Source organism: Streptomyces cadmiisoli (genome assembly GCF_003261055.1).
GTDB lineage: Bacteria > Actinomycetota > Actinomycetes > Streptomycetales > Streptomycetaceae > Streptomyces > Streptomyces cadmiisoli.
On record NZ_CP030073.1, the window covers coordinates 2,387,875 to 2,404,223 of the forward strand.

General features: G+C 73.7%; 16 protein-coding genes. 8 read left to right on the top strand and 8 right to left on the bottom strand.

Annotation, left to right across the window (positions count from 1 at the left end):
* Positions 1-230: 230 nt before the first annotated feature.
* Entirely contained in the window at positions 231-1,493 is a 1,263-nt protein-coding gene (locus DN051_RS09945) for a sensor histidine kinase (protein ID WP_112438534.1), read from the bottom strand.
* A gap of 171 nt (positions 1,494-1,664) precedes the next feature.
* Between DN051_RS09945 and DN051_RS09950 the strand changes: the two genes are divergently transcribed.
* Positions 1,665-1,862, top strand: a complete 198-nt coding sequence (locus DN051_RS09950) for a hypothetical protein (protein ID WP_053759288.1) — start codon at positions 1,665-1,667, stop codon at positions 1,860-1,862.
* A gap of 12 nt (positions 1,863-1,874) precedes the next feature.
* On the opposite strand, the gene DN051_RS09955 is transcribed toward DN051_RS09950, so the two are convergent.
* Positions 1,875-2,270 carry a guanyl-specific ribonuclease gene (locus DN051_RS09955; protein WP_112438535.1) on the bottom strand — a complete coding sequence of 132 codons (396 nt, stop codon included), beginning with the start codon at positions 2,268-2,270 and terminating at the stop codon, positions 1,875-1,877.
* Positions 2,271-2,449: 179 nt separating this feature from the next.
* Between DN051_RS09955 and DN051_RS09960 the strand changes: the two genes are divergently transcribed.
* Positions 2,450-3,193 (top strand): SDR family NAD(P)-dependent oxidoreductase, encoded by a 744-nt coding sequence (locus tag DN051_RS09960; RefSeq protein WP_053759286.1) that lies wholly within the window; start codon positions 2,450-2,452, stop codon positions 3,191-3,193.
* Positions 3,194-3,268: 75 nt separating this feature from the next.
* On the opposite strand, the gene alc is transcribed toward DN051_RS09960, so the two are convergent.
* Positions 3,269-4,402: an allantoicase gene (gene alc, locus DN051_RS09965; protein ID WP_053759285.1), complete on the bottom strand. Its 1,134-nt coding sequence runs from the start codon at positions 4,400-4,402 to the stop codon at positions 3,269-3,271.
* 41 nt (positions 4,403-4,443) lie between these two features.
* Positions 4,444-5,784 carry an allantoinase AllB gene (allB, locus tag DN051_RS09970; RefSeq protein ID WP_112438536.1) on the bottom strand — a complete coding sequence of 447 codons (1,341 nt, stop codon included), beginning with the start codon at positions 5,782-5,784 and terminating at the stop codon, positions 4,444-4,446.
* A gap of 282 nt (positions 5,785-6,066) precedes the next feature.
* On the opposite strand from allB, the gene DN051_RS09975 reads away from it, so the two are divergent.
* Positions 6,067-6,858, top strand: coding sequence for an IclR family transcriptional regulator (locus DN051_RS09975; protein ID WP_112438537.1), 792 nt, complete (start codon positions 6,067-6,069; stop codon positions 6,856-6,858).
* Positions 6,859-6,883: 25 nt separating this feature from the next.
* Here the strand turns inward: DN051_RS09975 and DN051_RS09980 are convergent, their stop codons facing one another.
* A complete protein-coding gene (locus DN051_RS09980; RefSeq protein WP_053759282.1) occupies positions 6,884-7,198 on the bottom strand; it encodes a DUF5955 family protein in 315 nt (104 codons plus the stop codon).
* Positions 7,199-7,384: 186 nt separating this feature from the next.
* Here DN051_RS09980 and DN051_RS09985 point away from each other — a divergent pair, with 186 nt between their 5' ends.
* Complete coding sequence (locus tag DN051_RS09985; protein ID WP_053759281.1) at positions 7,385-7,987, top strand: nucleotidyltransferase family protein; 603 nt, start codon at positions 7,385-7,387, stop codon at positions 7,985-7,987.
* Positions 7,988-8,208: 221 nt separating this feature from the next.
* Complete coding sequence (gene aceB, locus DN051_RS09990; RefSeq protein ID WP_112438538.1) at positions 8,209-9,831, top strand: malate synthase A; 1,623 nt, start codon at positions 8,209-8,211, stop codon at positions 9,829-9,831.
* Between the two features lie 18 nt (positions 9,832-9,849).
* On the opposite strand, the gene DN051_RS09995 is transcribed toward aceB, so the two are convergent.
* Genes DN051_RS09995 through DN051_RS10005 form a run of 3 tightly spaced genes read right to left on the bottom strand, consistent with a single transcriptional unit; the run spans position 9,850 to position 12,593 of the window.
* Positions 9,850-10,125: an Rdx family protein gene (locus DN051_RS09995; protein ID WP_053759279.1), complete on the bottom strand. Its 276-nt coding sequence runs from the start codon at positions 10,123-10,125 to the stop codon at positions 9,850-9,852.
* A complete protein-coding gene (locus DN051_RS10000) occupies positions 10,122-11,036 on the bottom strand; it encodes a HipA family kinase (protein ID WP_112438539.1) in 915 nt (304 codons plus the stop codon). The genes DN051_RS09995 and DN051_RS10000 overlap by 4 nt, the downstream gene beginning before the upstream one ends.
* Before the next feature lie 42 nt (positions 11,037-11,078).
* Positions 11,079-12,593 (bottom strand): IucA/IucC family protein, encoded by a 1,515-nt coding sequence (locus DN051_RS10005; protein WP_053759277.1) that lies wholly within the window; start codon positions 12,591-12,593, stop codon positions 11,079-11,081.
* A gap of 104 nt (positions 12,594-12,697) precedes the next feature.
* Here DN051_RS10005 and DN051_RS10010 point away from each other — a divergent pair, with 104 nt between their 5' ends.
* Genes DN051_RS10010 through DN051_RS10020 form a run of 3 tightly spaced genes read left to right on the top strand, consistent with a single transcriptional unit; the run spans position 12,698 to position 16,325 of the window.
* The gene (locus DN051_RS10010; RefSeq protein ID WP_112438540.1) at positions 12,698-14,191 is read left to right on the top strand and encodes an IucA/IucC family protein; all 1,494 of its coding nucleotides are present in this window, start codon (positions 12,698-12,700) and stop codon (positions 14,189-14,191) included.
* A 44-nt stretch (positions 14,192-14,235) separates the two neighbouring features.
* Positions 14,236-15,504: a VWA domain-containing protein gene (locus DN051_RS10015; protein ID WP_112438541.1), complete on the top strand. Its 1,269-nt coding sequence runs from the start codon at positions 14,236-14,238 to the stop codon at positions 15,502-15,504.
* Positions 15,504-16,325, top strand: a complete 822-nt coding sequence (locus DN051_RS10020) for a hypothetical protein (protein ID WP_112442192.1) — start codon at positions 15,504-15,506, stop codon at positions 16,323-16,325. The genes DN051_RS10015 and DN051_RS10020 overlap by 1 nt, the downstream gene beginning before the upstream one ends.
* Positions 16,326-16,349: the final 24 nt, after the last annotated feature.

Consider the following 16,349-nt stretch of genomic DNA (forward strand, 5'->3'; position numbering starts at 1 on the left):
TCCCCCGAGACTCACTGTGCTGTTTTCCCTTCCGGTGCGGGCGCGCCATGGCCGCACATACGTCGTCCCGGCGCGTCGCACACGTCAACTGCCCCGGCTGCGACTGGACATGGGACCGTACCGGATCCCTCGCGCGGGTCTCTCGGGAATACCGCGGCGTGGCGGGCCGGGCACCCGCCGTCCGTCGTGCGCGGGGCGCGCGTGCGGACGGCGACGCGCCGCCGTCCGCGTCACCCCCAGGGCAGCCAGGCCCGTACCTCGAACCCGCCGTCGTCCCGGTGCCCGTGTTCCAGCCGGCCCCCGGCCAGGGTGGCGCGCTCGGTCAGGCCGATCAGTCCCTGCCCGGAGCCGGGGACGTGCGGGACCTCGCCCTCGGGGGCACGGTTGCGCACGCCGACGGTCAGGCCCTCGCCCGCCGCTCCGGCCACGGTCACGGCGACCTCGGTCCCGGGTGCGTGCTTACGGGCGTTGGTCAGACCCTCCTGGACGATCCGGTAGGCGGTGCGGCCGACGGAGGCGGGGACGGCGGCCGGGTCGGTGACCCGCAGCGCGAGGGTGACCTTCGTACCGGCCTCGCGGGACTCGGCGACCAGCGCGTCCAGCGCGGCGAGCGTCGGCTGCGGCCGGCCCGCCTCGTCGGGCTCGCCGGCCCGCAGCACACCGATGATCTCGCGCAGGTCCTGGAGCGCCTCGTGTGCGCTCTCCCGGATGACACCGGCCGCCCGCGCGACCTCCTCACGGGGCGCGTCGGGCCGGAACTCCAGCGCGCCGGCGTGCACGCTGAGCAGCGTCAGCCGGTGGGCGAGCACGTCGTGCATCTCCCGGGCGATGGCCTCCCGGGCCAGCTGCTGCGCCTGCTCGGCACGCAACCGGGCCTCCGTCTCGGCACGTCGCGCGCGGTCGCGCAGGCTCAGCACGAGCTGCCGCTTGGACCGCACGAGCATGCCGCAGCCCGCGGCGCAGACCGTGAACAGCGCGCTGAGGACGACGGACGCCGCGTACGGCAGATCGGGATCCGGGCGCAGCCAGTAGAGAACCGGTACGAAGGCGAGGCCGGCCGCTCCGATCCACGCCACATAGCGGAAGGGCCGGTGCACGGCGACGGTGAACAGCGCGACGAGACCCGCCCCGCCCGCGGTGACCGAGACGAAGCCGACGGCGGTCAGCGCGACGGCGAGCCCGACCGGCCAGCGGCGGCGCAGCCACAGCGCGGCGCAGGCCAGGGCGCCCAGGAGCTGGTCGGCGGCGGCCAGGACCTCCGGGGTGCCGGGGTCGCCGGCGACGGTGTCGGCGCCCGCGACGCCGATCCCGGCGGCGAGCAGGAACAGGGAGAAGTCGACCAGCCAGTCCCGGGCGGTGCGCCGGGGCCGTCGGTCGGGCCGGCCGGTGTCCGGGTCGACCGCGTGGACCAGGGCGGACGGGAACAGCCACCGGCGTCCCTGGAACGCCGACGCCGCGTGCGCCGTTCTGCTGCTGCCTGTCACAGTCGACAAATCTATGCAGAGATGGGCCGCGCCACCTCCCCCTGCGGGGGAACGCCGACCAAAGTCGCGGCACCGACGACTTTCGGTGCCGCCGGGCCGGGACGATCGGCGACTTCGGTACGGCGATCCCCGCCCCGCGGCCGATGCGTGTGGGGGGTCCGCGGGGCGAGGATCGCGGTCATGAAACAGCTGCTGGAACTTCTCGGATTTCTCGCCCTGGTGCAGGGCGCGATGGGCCTGGTGCACGAGTTCACCGACTGGCACATCGGTCTGGTGCAGCGGATCGGCTTCCTCGACGGCTACGGGATCTACGCGTCCGTCACGCTCGTGGTGCTCGCGTTCGCCCTGTTCGCCGCGGCGGAGAGCCGCAGGTCCTGAGGTCCGGGAGGATCAGCAGGTGTGGTCGACCAGGCGGAACGACGCGTAGTGGTCGGCGGTGTAGTAGTCCTCCTGGTGCTCCTCGCCGGTGACGATGCGGCGGGCTCCGCGGTCGGGGCTGCCGGGCGTCTTGACCGTGTACTCGTTGTAGTAGCCGGTGGGTTGGCTCGGCAGGATGCCTTCGCGGTTCTGGAAGGTGGTGCCGTCCTGCGGGTACGGGAAGGGACCGCCCTGCTCGATGAGCTCCAGCGTGTCGTGTGCCTGCGAGGGCAGGTCGCCGTAGCAGATGCTGCCGACCGCTGTGGGGGTGGCGGTCGCGGTGCCGGCGGTGACGGTTCCGCCGGCGACGAGTGCGGACAGGAGCGCGGCTGCGGCGCCGATCCGGGTGATGCGTGGGGGGAATCTCATGGGCCTATGATGACGCGCGTAGACGCTGACATGTCAACGTCAAGTCGCGGAATTCGCCGTCGAGTCCCGGACATTTCCCGGAAGTTGGCCGGCGCGGACGCCCTGCCGGTACCGCTCCGCGCGATCTCGATGTCCGCCGGCCGCCGGTGCTCTCGCGGGCCCGCCGCTGGAATGGCCGCATGACGTATCGAGCAACTCTCAACGGCAAGGTGGCCCTGGTGACCGGCGGCAGTCGCGGCATCGGTGCGGCGACGGCGGTGCGGCTGGCGCGGGAGGGCGCCGACGTGGCACTGACCTTCGTGAACGACAAGGCGGCGGCCGACGACGTCGTGCGGGCCGTCGAGGCGCTGGGGCGCCGCGCGGTGGCCCTGCGGGCGGACGCGGGCGACCCGGACGAGGCGGCGGGCGCCGTGGAGCGCGCGGTACAGGCACTCGGGAGCCTGGACGTGCTGGTGAACAACGCGGGCGTCGGTGTGCTGGGCCCGCTGGAGACCCTGTCGCTCAGCGACATCGACCGGGTCCTCGCGGTGAATGTGCGCGGTGTCCTCCTCACCTCCCGGGCGGCGGTGGCGCGCATGGCGGACGGCGGGCGGATCGTCGTCGTCGGCTCCTGCATGACCCAGCGGGTGCCGGGCCCCGGCGGAACGCTCTACGCCACCGGCAAGTCGGCGCTGATCGGTCTGACCAAGGCCCTGGCGAGGGAGCTCGGCGGACGTGGCATCACCGTGAACATCGTCCATCCCGGACCGATCGACACCGACATGAACCCGGCGGACGGGCCCTACGCGGCAGATCAGTCGGCGCTGACGGCCCTGGGGCGTTTCGGCACGGCGGACGAGGTCGCGTCGACGGTCGCGCATCTCGCGGGGGCCTCGTACATCACCGGGGCCGAGTTCGCCGTCGACGGCGGACACGCGGCGTGAGCCGCGCGGGGCGCACCCCCGGTGCGCCCCGCCACCCGGCTCAGCGGCAGGCCGGGCACCTGTCCCGTCGGGGTGTCAGCCGCCCAGTTCCTGGTGGCGCGCCGCCAGGCTCGCGGCGCCGTCCTCGGTCAGGGAGCCGAACAGGCGCAGACGCGAGATGCCCCCGTCCGGATAGATGTCCACGCGCGCGTGCGTACCGACGGCGGGGGCCGGGAGGACGAAGCGGTGGCCGGTGTCGGGCTGGAGGCGGGTGCGGGGCAGGATCTCTGTCCAGCCGGCATCCGCCGTGTCCCCGCCGTCGCCGCCGTCCCGCACGGACACCGACGCCCAGCCCGCGCTGTTGCCCTTGAGGCAGGCGGTGTCGATCTCGATCGCGCGGATCCGGGAGCGGGCCACCAGCCGGTAGCGGATCCAGTCGTGGCCCCGGTCGCGGCGGCGGCGCGTCTCCCAGCCGTCGTCCATCTTGCGGGAGCGGCCCGGCTGGATGGTGTTGGTCGCCGGGGAGTAGAAGAGGTCGGAGGCGTCCTCGACCCGTCCGCCGTTCTCCAGGGCGACCACGTCGAAGGTGCCCAGCGCCGTCAGCCACTCGGGGTCCGGTGCCACCTCGCCGTACACGCGCAGGCGTGCGATGCCGCCGTCCGGATGCTGGTTGACCCGCAGGTGCGTGAAGCGCTGCTCGACTCGGACGTCGAACCCGTTCGCCGCGTGGCCGCCGACCTCCGTGCGCGGGACCAGCGTCGTCCATTTCACGCTGTCGGCCAGCAGTTCCCCGGGGGACGGCGAGCCCGCGACCGACGCGCCCTCGATGGACACGGACTGCGGATGGTTGCCGCGGAAGTGGGCGGTGTCGACCACGATGCCGCGGATGACGCCCGGCGCGCCGAGGCGGACCAGTGCCCAGTCGTGGTCCTCGGGGGCGGGCCAGGGGTGATCGGCCGAGACCCCGCGCCGGCGCCGGGTCTCCCAGCCGTCCATGATCTTGCCCTTGTGCCCGAAGTGCTCGGGGTCGAACTCGGCGCGCCCGGGGACCAGGAGGTTCTCGCGCTGGGCGAAGAACTCGTCGTTGGCGGCGATGACACCGGCGCCGAGCCGGCGGTCGGCGAGGTCGACGTACCGGGTGAAGGGGAAGTCGGCGGTGCGGTAGTCCGCGTACGGGTCGCCGCCCGCGTAGGGGTTCGCGTCGCCGGTGAAACTCGGTGTCGCCGTCACGGTGATCAGGTCTGCCTCTCGGGAGTGGGCCGTCGGGGGAATCAGGGCGTCCGGGTCAGCAGCCGGCCCCTCGGTGCGGTGAACTCGCCGTCCGCCATGATGCGTTCGCCGCGCAGCCAGGTGGACTTCACGACGCCGGTGAGCGTCCGGCCCGCGTAGGCCGTCACCCGGTTGCGGTGCTGGAGGGCCGCCGGGTCAACGGTGAAGGTCTCGTCCGGGGCGAGCACCGCGAAGTCGGCGTCGCGGCCGACCGCGACGGCGCCCTTGTGCGCGCCGAGCCCGACCAGTTCCGCCGTCCGCGCCGACATCCAGCGGACGACGTCCTCCAGACCGTGCCCCCGCCCGCGGGCCTCCGTCCACACCGCGGCCAGGCTGAGCTGGAGGCCGGAGATGCCGCCCCAGGCGGTGGCGAAATCGTCGGTCTTGAGGTCCGCGGTCGACGGGGAGTGGTCGGTGACGACGCAGTCGATCGTGCCGTCGGCCAGCGCCTGCCAGAGCACGTCCTGGTTGGCGGCCTCGCGGATGGGCGGGCAGCACTTGAACTCGCTGGCCCCGTCCGGGACCTCCTCGGCGGTCAGGGTCAGATAGTGGGGGCACGTCTCGACGGTGAGCCGGACGCCCTCGGCCCTGGCCCGGGCGATCAGCGGCAGTGCGTCGCCGGAGGACAGATGGAGCACGTGCACGCGTGCGCCCAGTCGTCCGGCCAGGGCGACGAGGCCCGCGACGGCGGTGTCCTCCGCGTCGCGCGGACGGGAGGCGAGGAAGTCGGCGTAGTCCGGGCCGCCTCGCTGCGGGGCGGCGGCGAGGCGCTGGGGGTCCTCGGCGTGCACGATCAGCAGGCCGTCGAACCCGGCGATCTCCGCCATGGCGCGTGCGAGCCCGTCCTGGTCGAGGTGCGGGAACTCGTCGACGCCCGAGGGCGACAGGAACGCCTTGAAGCCGAACACCCCGGCGTCGTGCAGCGGGCGCAGGTCCTTGACGTTGTCGGGCAGCGCGCCGCCCCAGAAGCCGACGTCGATGTGCGCCTGCGCGGCGGCGACCTCCTGTTTGGTCCGCAGGTGGGTGACCGTGGTGGTGGGCGGGAGGGAGTTGAGCGGCATGTCGACGAGGGTGGTGATGCCGCCCGCCGCCGCGGCGCGCGTGGCGGTCCGGAAGCCCTCCCACTCGGTGCGGCCGGGGTCGTTGACGTGCACATGGGTGTCGACCAGACCGGGCAGCAGGACGTCGTCGCCGAAGTCCTCCAGGCGCGCTCCGGGCGGCACGTCGGCGCCGTACGGCAGGACGGCCGTGATGGTGCCGTCGGCGACCGCGACCGACGCGGCGCGCGTCCCCTCGGGCGTGATGACGCGCGTCGAGCGCAGCACCAGTTCAGCGTCGGACACCCGGACCCCTCTCTTGGCCGCCGTCCCGCTTCCGGATGGCTCCGGCGAACGGGGCTCACTTCCGCACCAGGGAATTCAACGTTCTGTTGAAGGAGTCTTCACTCCCGCCCTCCCGCCGTCAAGGGGCACACTCTCCACACTGCACCCAGGGCGTGCACTCTGGACGTTTCCACAAAGTGGAAATAGGATTCCAACAGGCAGAATGTAGTGACGCACAAGCAGGGAGCCGGCGGGCCGCCGGGTACGCTGCTGCCTTCCTGCCAGCCCCGAAAGGAACGCGCCGTGCCGACGTCCAGCGCCAGCACCACCGATTCCGCCAGGCCCTCGGCCGGCGGCGTCCAGTCCCTAGAGCGCGCCTTCGACCTGCTGGAGCGGATGGCGGACGCGGGCGGCGAGGTCGGGCTGAGCGAGCTCTCGGCCAGCAGCGGGCTGCCGCTGCCCACCATCCACCGGCTGATGCGCACCCTGGTCGCCTGCGGGTACGTCCGCCAGCAGCCCAACCGCCGCTACGCGCTCGGCCCCCGGCTGATCCGCCTCGGCGAGTCCGCCTCCCGCCTGCTCGGCACCTGGGCCCGCCCCTACCTGGCCCGCCTGGTGGACGAGACCGGCGAGACGGCCAACATGGCGCTCCTGGACGGCGACGAGATCGTGTACGTGGCGCAGGTGCCGTCCAAGCACTCGATGCGGATGTTCACCGAGGTCGGCCGCCGCGTCCTGCCGCACTCCACCGGCGTCGGCAAGGCGCTGCTGGCCGGTTTCCCGGACGAGGAGGTGCGCTCCCTGCTCTCGCGCACCGGAATGCCTGCGGCCACGGAGAAGACGATCACCACGGCGGACGGCTTCCTCGCCGCGCTCGACGACGTGCGCCGGCTCGGCTACGCGGTCGACGACAACGAACAGGAACTCGGCGTCCGCTGCCTGGCGGTGTCCGTGCCCGACTCCCCCACCGCCGCCGCGATCTCGATCTCGGGCCCGGCGGGGCGCGTGACGGAGGCGGCGACGGACCGGATCGTGCCGGTGCTGCAGCAGGTGGCGACGGAGCTGTCCGAGGCCCTGGCGAGCTCGGGCAGCTGAGCCGCGTCCCGCCGCCCCGCCGGGCTCAGCGGCGCGGCGGCTCGCCGAACAGCTCCACCGCGTGCCGTACGTCGGTGAGCCCGCGCGAGAGCGCGCTCACCGAGCCGATCGCACCCGCGATCAGCAGCAGCGAGCGGCGCAGCCGGGGGATCTCGGGCGTGCCATAGGCGGCCATCGCGGCCAGCGCCGCGAGTTCGTCCTCGGCGACGGCCCGGTCCGGGAACTCGCCGGGATGTACCGCGAGTTCGCGGCGAAGCCGGGACACCGCCGTGCGCAGTTCCGCCACTCTCGGGTCCTCGTCGCTGCCGGTCACCGACCTCTGCCCCACGCTCCGCAACACAGCACTCCCCCCTGACACGCCGTCGTGCCGCAGTGATGTCCTGGTCCCCTCCGCCGCCCCTGGCGCTGGTCGGGCGCCGAGGGACGCGGGCCAGTAAACGCCACCCGGTGGCGATACGCCACCACGCGGACCGGAATTCGGCCCGCGGGACCGTCCGGCGCGAGACGGGTCGGGTATGCAGGACCCATGACGGATCAGAACGAACCCCCGGTGGCCGGACTCCTGCTCGCCGCGGGGGGCGGACGCCGGCTCGGGGGGCGGCCCAAGGCGCTGCTCGAACACCGGGGCCGGCCGCTGGTCGAGCACGCGGTGGCCGTGTTGCGCGCGGCCGGGTGTTCGCGGGTCCATGTGGTGCTGGGGGCGGGCGCCGACGCCGTGCGCGCGCGGGCGGACCTGTCCGGTTGTGTGCTCGTGGACAACCCCCGCTGGGCGGAGGGCATGGGCGGCTCGCTGCGTGCCGGGCTGGGCTCGCTCGAAGGGACGCCCGCGCGGGCGGCACTGGTTTCGCTCGTCGACCAGCCCGGCATCGGGCCCGTGGCGGTGGCCCGGGTGCTGGCCGCCCACCGGGACGAATCGACGCTGGCGTCCGCCGCCTACGACGGTGTGCGCGGCCACCCGGTCCTCCTCGGCGCCGCCCACTGGGCAGGCGTCGCCGCGCTGGCGACCGGCGACCAGGGAGCACGCGCCTACCTCAGGGCCCACCGGACGCAGATCGCACTCGTCGAGTGCGGGGACGTGGCGCGGGCGTACGACATCGACACGGAGGCCGACCTGCGCCACCTTGAGTGAGCGGGGTGGCACCCGGCGCCACCTTGCCTCGACCCGGAGAATCTCGACATCAACAAACCATTGAACTTCCACCATGAGGAAACTAGTATCCACTGATCAGAAGCGCCCGACCGTCCCGCGGGCGTCCGCCGCCCCCTTCGTGCCCCCTGGCACCCGGTGCCACGGCACGGCGGCGATGCACGTGGTTCGCTGAATCAGCTCGCTGAAGGAAGTGACAGCTCATGTCCGCACCAGCGCCGTCTCCGCTGGCCATCGTCGACGCCGAGCCCCTGCCCCGGCAGGAGGAGGTCCTCACCGACGCGGCGCTCGCCTTCGTGGCCGAGTTGCACCGCCGGTTCACGCCCCGGCGGGACGAACTCCTCGCCCGCCGCGCGGAACGCCGCGCCGAGATCGCCCGCACCTGCACGCTCGACTTCCTCCCGGAGACCGCGTCGATCCGCGAGGATCCCTCCTGGCGTGTGGCGCCCGCCCCGGCCGCGCTGGAAGACCGCCGGGTCGAGATCACCGGTCCCACCGACCGCAAGATGACCATCAACGCCCTCAACTCGGGCGCCCGGGTCTGGCTCGCGGACTTCGAGGACGCCTCGGCCCCCACCTGGGAGAACGTGGTCCTCGGCCAGCTCAACCTGATCGACGCCTACACCGGCGGCATCGACTTCACCGACGAGCGCACCGGCAAGTCCTACGCCCTGCGCCCGGCCGGTGAACTCGCCACGGTCGTCATGCGCCCGCGCGGCTGGCACCTGAACGAGCGCCACCTCCGGCTCGACGGGGAACAGGTCCCCGGCGCGCTGGCGGACTTCGGCCTGTACTTCTTCCACAACGCCCGGCGGCTGCTCGACCTCGGCAAGGGCCCGTACTTCTACCTCCCCAAGACGGAGTCGCACCTGGAGGCCCGCCTCTGGAACGACGTGTTCGTCTTCGCGCAGGACCACCTCGGCATCCCCCGGGGAACCGTCCGCGCCACCGTCCTGATCGAGACGATCACGGCGGCGTACGAGATGGAGGAGATCCTCTACGAGCTGCGCGACCACGCCTCCGGGCTGAACGCCGGCCGCTGGGACTACCTGTTCTCCATCGTCAAGAACTTCCGGGACGGCGGTGCGAAGTTCGTCCTGCCGGACCGCAACGCGGTGACGATGACGGCCCCGTTCATGCGGGCGTACACCGAACTGCTGGTGCGCACCTGCCACAAGCGCGGGGCGCACGCGATCGGCGGTATGGCGGCGTTCATCCCGTCCCGCCGGGACGCGGAGGTCAACCGGGTCGCCTTCGAGAAGGTCCGCGCCGACAAGGACCGCGAGGCCGGCGACGGTTTCGACGGCTCCTGGGTCGCCCACCCCGACCTGGTCCCGATCGCCATGGAGTCCTTCGACCGGGTGCTCGGCGACCGGCCCCACCAGAAGGACCGCCTGCGTGAGGACGTCGACGTCAAGGCCGCCGACCTGATCGCCGTCGACTCCCTCGACGCCAAGCCCACCTACGCGGGCCTGGTCAACGCGGTGCAGGTCGGCATCCGCTACATCGAGGCCTGGCTGCGCGGCACCGGCGCCGTCGCCATCTTCAACCTGATGGAGGACGCGGCCACGGCGGAGATCTCCCGCTCGCAGATCTGGCAGTGGATCAACGCGGGTGTGGTCCTCGACAACGGCGAGCGGGTCACCGCCGAACTGGCCCGCAAGGTCGCCGCCGAGGAACTGGCGAGCATCCGCGCGGAGGCCGGCGAGGAGGCCTTCACCGCCGGCAACTGGCAGCAGGCCCACGACCTGCTGCTGACCGTCTCGCTCGACGAGGACTACGCGGACTTCCTGACCCTGCCCGCGTACGAGCGGCTCGAGGGCTGACCCCGCGGCGGCTGACGCTCACCGGTCCGAGTGGCCCAGGGACCTCTCCGGGGCCACTCGGTCGCGCACCAGCCGCTTGACCGCCGTGGGCTCCGGGAAGCCCTGCTCACGGCGGTCCCACACCACCTCGTCGTCGACCCGCACGACGAAGACACCGCCGATGCCGGGCTTCAGCGACAGTTCCGTCAGCTCGGCCTCGAAGGTCGTGAGCAGCTCCTGCGCCAGCCAGGCGGCCCGGGGCAGCCAGCGGCACTGGGTGCAGTACTCGATCTGAACGCGATGGCTGTCCGTCATCCCAGGTGTACCGACCAATCCTGTTCCGCCGCCGGTTTGCCGTGCAGGTCCGGAACCCGTTTGAGCCACTGCGGGCGGCCCTGCTGCGTCCTCGCCGCGCGCTGCGCCTCCTCGGCGGCGAGTTCCTCCCGCGTCGGGAAGTCCGTGGGGAGCCAGGCGGCCGACGCCCGCACGCGCGCGTGGAGGTAGTCGACGTAGGCGCGCCGGGCCCCGTCGGGGGTCGCGAAGCCGGGCTCGTCCGCCAGCCACGCGTCCGGCACCTCGGCCAGCACCTCGCGCAGCAGTTCCTCGGTCACCCGGGGCGCCAGTTCGGCGTCCGCGGCCCGCACGTCGGGCCCGTGGTGGCCGAGGGCGTGTTGGCGGAAGTCGTACGCCTTGTCGGGGGCGGAGGAGTCCCAGCGGTGGTGGAAGACCAGCGCGGCGCCGTGGTCGATCAGCCACAGCCGCGGGGGTGCCACGCCGAGTGTGGGCCAGACCATCAGGTTGGAGCTGTGCACGGTCCGGTCGACGTTCACGGTGAGCGCGTCGAGCCAGACGATCCGGCCGGCCTCCAGCGGGTCGACCGGAAAGGTCCCGGCGACCTCCGGGGTGAAGTCCCTCGCGCCCGGCAGATAGTCCATCCCGAGGTTCACGCCGGCGCTGGCCGTGTGCAGGTCGCGCACCTCCTGGTGCGGCTCGTGATCGGCGATCGCCGGGTCGAAGTGCACCAGGACCAGCTCGGGGAAGCGCAGCCCGAGGGCGCGGGCCAGCTCACCGACGACCACCTCGGCGACCAGCGCCTTGCGGCCCTGCGCGGAGCCGGTGAACTTCACGACGTAGGTGCCCAGGTCGTCGGCCTCGAAGACTCCTGGCACGGAGCCGCCGGACCGCAACGGGGTCACGTATCGAACAGCAGTCACGTCGCGCAGCACACCCGCCAGGGTAAGCCAGGTGCCCGGCAGCCCGATCGGCGATCAATCACCGGCCAGCGGGCTCGGCAGCGGGCGGTAGCGGGCGTCGGCGCCGTCCGCGCCGGTCCAGCGCAGCAGCAGGTTGGTCTTGGCGGGCAGTGTCGGCGAGGAGAGCAGCGCGGCGATCTCGGGGAGGTCGTGCCGGGCCAGCTCACGGCGCAGGGCGGGCCAGGGGGCGAAGCCGGGCCGCCGCTCGGCCAGCGCCTCGGCGATCTCGATCAGATGGTTGACGACCAGGCAGTACACCAGCCGCTCCCAGCCGGCGGCCCGGGACACCTCCGGCAGCACCTTCACGCCCTCGGCGTCGCGGAACAGCGCCTGCACGGGCGTGCCGTCGGCGGCGCAGGCGATCAGCGAGTTCTGCAGGTGGGCCTCCAGGACGACGCCGTGGTCGGCGAAGGCGGCCAGGACCGGGGGCACCACCTGGCGCAGATACGCCTGCCACCAGGCCGCGGGGTCGGCCGCGCCGTCCAGCGGGCTGCCCGCGAAGCCCTCCACCAGTCCGGCGGCCAGGAACGGGGTCGCGCCGGGCAGGACCCGGCCGCGCAGTCCGTCGCGCACCAGGACGGCGAGTTCCTCGAAGGCGAACCCGGCGGTGCGGTAGCCCCGGTCCGTCAGCCAGGCCGCCGGGCCGTCCGCCAGGGCCCGGCCGGCGGCGGCGTCGACCCGGCGCAGCTTCAGCAGGTCGTGCCGCCACAGCCGCCGTACGTCGTTGGTGATGCGCACGTCCAGGCTGAACTTCAGGAACAGATCGTGCCCGGGGGCGTACACCGTGCGGATCGCGGCCGTCGGCCAGGCCGGGAACGGCGTGGTGCCGAGCCGGATCAGCCGTCCGTCCGCGAACGCGGGGGCGAGGTCACGGGCGGCCAGTTCGAGCTGCCAGGGGTGGGCGGGCAGCAGCCGGTAGCCGGGCGGCGCCTCGCCGAGGGCGTCCAGTGCCGAGGTGTCGCCCTCCTGGACGACGGTGTCCTCGCGCAGCCCGAGCAGGGTCAGCGGGAAGCGGGCGTGGGCCTCGGGCGCGTAGGGCAGCCAGCCGGCCACCGGGCCGCCGCCGCGCGCCTTGGGGGCGGGGTGGTGCGGGTGGCCGGTGACCAGGCACTGCTCGGAGCGCAGGTAGGGGTCGCCGGGCGGGGCGGTCCGCGCGCGGGCGGCGAGCAGCGCGGCGACGGCGTCGCGGCTGTCGATCATCTCGGCGGGCAGTTCGTGGTTGGACAGGCCGGTGTGGTGGCGCAGTTCGTCGGCGACGAGTTTGACGAGTCCGGTGTGGTCCAGGCGCTGCCAGCGGCCGTCCGTGTACAGCTCGGGCGCGGTCGGCCGACGCCGGCCGCGCACCCGCAGCAGCCGGTCCCCGCCGGGCAGCCGGTGCACCCCCGGGCGGCCGGGCACCGGCAGTGCCACCTCGCGCAGCAGGCAGTTGAGCAGCGGTGCCGCCGCGAGGGCGTCGGCCCGGTCGCGGACGCGGTCGGCTGCCGGGGCGTCCTCGTCGGCGGGCGGGGGGATGAGGTCCACGCGTTCCACTCGTTCTCTACGGTTCATTTCGTGCGGAGACGATCAGTATCGCTGTCGTCACACCGCGCCGTGACAGACCCGTCCGCGCCAGACCCGTTCCGAGGAGCCCGCCCGTGCACCGACCCCCCACCGCCGAGGCCGAGGTCGCCGCGGAACTGGCCGTCGTACGCCCCGACCTGAGCGCGCGGTACACGGCCGCGCTGCCCGGCGCGCGGGCGGCCGTGCTGACCCGGCTGTGGCGCGCGCTCACCCATGAGCCGCTGACCTGGGTGGAGGGCCACGATCGCGGCCGGGACGGCCTCACCCTGCGGCTGGCCGACGGCCGCCGGCTGCGCGGGCCGGTGCCGGACCCGTACGCGACCGGCGACCACGTCACGTCGGTACGGCTCGCCGGCACGGTGTACGACCGTCCCGCACGGCTGATGGCGGACCTCGCCGTACCGCACGGCACGGACTTCGCCGCCGAACTCGACCACGGTGTCGCCTCGCTGGCGCTGTCGCGGGCGGGACAACCCGCTCACCCGAAGGAGTGGCCGACACGCGACTGGGAGTGGGAGCAGCGGGTGGTGGACGGGCATCCGTTCCACCCGAACTGCCGCTCCAGGCCCGGCTTCTCGGTGGCCGAGCAGCTCGCCTACGGGCCCGAGCACGGGCCGGTGGTCGGCCTCGGGGCGGTGCCGGTGCCGGTCCACTCGTGCCTGGTCACCGGTGTGTGGCCGGACGGGATGCGCGACGGGCGGCATGTGCTGGTGCCCGTGCACCCGTGGCAGGCGGCGCACGTGCTGAAGCGGCCGTGCGAGGAACGGCTGACCGGGCACCCGCTGATGTCCCTGCGCACGCTGGCCCTGAGCGACGGACCGCACGTCAAGACGGCGCTGAGCGCCCGGCTCACCTCGTCCGTGCGGGACATCTCGGTCGCGTCGATCCGCTCCGCGTCGGTCCTCTCGGCCTTCGCGGAGGAACTGGCGGCGCGCACGGACGGCCTGCTGCACATGACCCGCACGCTCGGCGCGGTGACGGACGGCTCGCCCGACCTCGCGGCCGTGCTGCGCCAGTCACCGCAGGAGTACGCCGGGGCCGGCGAGCGGGTGCTGCCCGTGGCGGCGCTCGCGGGCACCGGACTGCCCGGGTCGGCCGACTGGCTCGGCGCGTTCGCCCGGCTGGCCGTCGGCGTCGGACTGCGGCTGCTGGAACTGGGGGTGGCCCTGGAGGCACACGGTCAGAACCTCCTCGTGGTGCTGTCGGAGTCGGGCGCGCCCCTCCGGCTGGTCTACCGCGACCTCGCGGACATCCGGGTCAGTCCGGCCCGGCTCGCCCGGCACGGCATCCCCGTGCCCGAGTTGCCCGTCCGGATCGTCACCGACGACGTGACGGCGCTGCGGCGCAAGCTGTTCGGGTCGCTGGTGGCGGGCGCGCTCGCGCACACGGCCGGGTCCGGGCCGGCGCTGCGGACGGCACTGGAGAGCGCCGTACGGGATCTGCCGCGCACCCCCGATCTGGTCGCGCTGTGCGAGGCTCCGCTGCCCACGAAGGCGCTGACGCTGATGCGGCTGTCACCGGGCACGGTCGGGGACCTGTGGGCGGAGTTGCCCAATCCGCTTCTGTGAGCACGGGTTTGGAGCCCGACACCACCGGTCAATAGGATCCGCCGATGATCACAAGAAAACGGTCGGCGACCGGGGCGTGCGTCCTGCTCGCCGCGCTGACGGCCGGCCTCGTCCCGCCGTCCGCGGCGTTCGCCGACGAGACCACGGCAACCGCCCCCAAGGTCAATCTGGTACTGGACGTCAGCGGTTCGATGCGGGAACGGGACATCGACGGCGGGTCGCGGATGGCCGCGGCGAAACAGGCGTTCAACGAGGTGCTGGACGCCACGCCCGAGGACGTGCAGCTCGGCATCCGCACCCTCGGCGCCGACTACCCCGGCGACGACCAGAAGACGGGGTGCCGGGACACCGCGCAGCTCTACCCGGTCGGCCCGCTGGACCGCACCGAGGCCAAGGCGGCGGTCGCCACGCTCGCCCCCACCGGCTGGACCCCGATCGGGCCGGCGCTGCTCAAGGCGGCCGACGACCTCGACGGCGGCACCGGATCCAAGCGCATCGTGCTGATCAGCGACGGCGAGGACACCTGCGCCCCGCTCGACCCGTGCGAGGTGGCCCGGGAGATAGCGGCCAAGGGCATCGGCCTGACCATCGACACCCTCGGCCTGGTGCCGAACACCAAGATGCGTCAGCAGCTCAGCTGCATCGCCGAGGCGACCGGTGGCACGTACACCTCGGTGGAGCACACGGACGAACTCACCGACAAGGTTAACCAGTTGGTCGACCGGGCCGCCGACCCCGTGGTGACGCCGGTCGCCACCGAGGGCGCCGACCGGTGCGCCGAGGCCCCGGCGCTGGAGTCGGGCCTGTACACCGACCGCGCGGAGTTCGGCCAGCAGCGCTGGTACCGGGTCGACGTGCTGCCCGGCCGGGAACTGCGCGCCTCGGTGAGTGTCGCGGCGGACCGCGACGTGAACCCGGGCTACGGGGTGCTGCTGCGGGCGGTCACGGCACAGGGCCGCGAGATCGTGCGCGGCGAGGCGGCGGGCAACGGCCGTACCGACGTGATCTCGACGGGACTGCGCTATCCGAAGCGCGCCGCCGACGACGACGCCGACGAGCCCGCGGCCGAGGCGGTCTGCCTCCAGGTCACCCACTCCTTCTCGGCGGCCTCCGGCGTGCAGACCACGCCCGGTCTGCCGCTGGAGCTGACCGTCGACGTGGTGGACGGGCCGGGCGAGGCGGACGACGTGGCCTCCTTCGGTCTCGGACGCGGCTGGTGGCTGCTCGCCGTTCTCGTGCTGACCGGATTCGTCGCCGGTCTGCTGTGCGGCTGGCTGTCACGCTGGCGGCTCGCGGTCTGGAGGACCAACTGATGCGTATCACCCGTGCCTTGAGTGTCGCCGCGCTGGCGCTCGGGCTCGCCGCGGCCCCCGCGGCGGCCGACTCCACACCGTCCGCGAGCCCCACCGGGGAGGCCGCGGCCCCGACGAAGGCCGGTACGTCGTTCCGTACGGCCACCGAGATCGCCCAGGGGCAGACGGCCACGGCCGACGGCTCGGCCGGCGACTACCTGTACTGGTCGTTCCCGGCCGACGCCGGCCTGCGGCCGACCGTCCGGGCGACGGTGAAGCTGCCCGAGGCGCACGCCGCCGAGACCTGGCAGGTGGACGTGTACGACGGCCTGCGCCGCCGGCAGGCCTGCCGGTACGGCGCGCAGACCCGCACCGCCGCCCAGGACGCCTCCTCCGTCGAGCTGTCCTGCACGCTGCGGACGGTGCGGGCCTGGTCCGAGCCCTGGGCGTACGACCCGCTACCGGGCACCTACTACGTCCGTCTGACGGCCGTGGGCCTGCCGACCTCCGACCGGGGTCTGCCGATCGGCGCCGAACTGCGGGTCGACGCCCGCGAGATCGGCGGGGCGGCGGCGGTGGACGGATCGCTGGCAGAGCCGCTGGTGCCGGGCGTCGCCCTCGCGGGGCGGGATCAGCAGGAGGAGTCGGAGGAGTCCGAGGAGGACACGCCGTCCGCCGTGCTGTCCGCGGTCGAGCCGGAGGACGGCTGGGCGTCCGGCTGGTGGTCGGACCGCTGGGTGTGGACGGCGGTCGGCGGGGCCCTGGCCGCGCTCGCGGGCGTCGGCGGGTACGCGCTGACACGCGGGTCCGGGCGGCCGGGGCGGGTGCCGCCGGGAGCGTGACCGTCCGCCGGAGGCAGGCCCGCC

Bases quoted from the DNA above. Each gene is read 5' to 3' on its own strand.
- DN051_RS09950 (WP_053759288.1), top strand. From the start codon at position 1,665: ATGAAACAGCTGCTGGAACTTCTCGGATTTCTCGCCCTGGTGCAGGGC.
- DN051_RS09955 (WP_112438535.1), bottom strand. From the start codon at position 2,270: ATGAGATTCCCCCCACGCATCACCCGGATCGGCGCCGCAGCCGCGCTC.
- DN051_RS09960 (WP_053759286.1), top strand. From the start codon at position 2,450: ATGACGTATCGAGCAACTCTCAACGGCAAGGTGGCCCTGGTGACCGGC.
- DN051_RS09985 (WP_053759281.1), top strand. From the start codon at position 7,385: ATGACGGATCAGAACGAACCCCCGGTGGCCGGACTCCTGCTCGCCGCG.
- aceB (WP_112438538.1), top strand. From the start codon at position 8,209: ATGTCCGCACCAGCGCCGTCTCCGCTGGCCATCGTCGACGCCGAGCCC.
- DN051_RS09995 (WP_053759279.1), bottom strand. From the start codon at position 10,125: ATGACGGACAGCCATCGCGTTCAGATCGAGTACTGCACCCAGTGCCGC.
- DN051_RS10015 (WP_112438541.1), top strand. From the start codon at position 14,236: ATGATCACAAGAAAACGGTCGGCGACCGGGGCGTGCGTCCTGCTCGCC.
- DN051_RS10020 (WP_112442192.1), top strand. From the start codon at position 15,504: ATGCGTATCACCCGTGCCTTGAGTGTCGCCGCGCTGGCGCTCGGGCTC.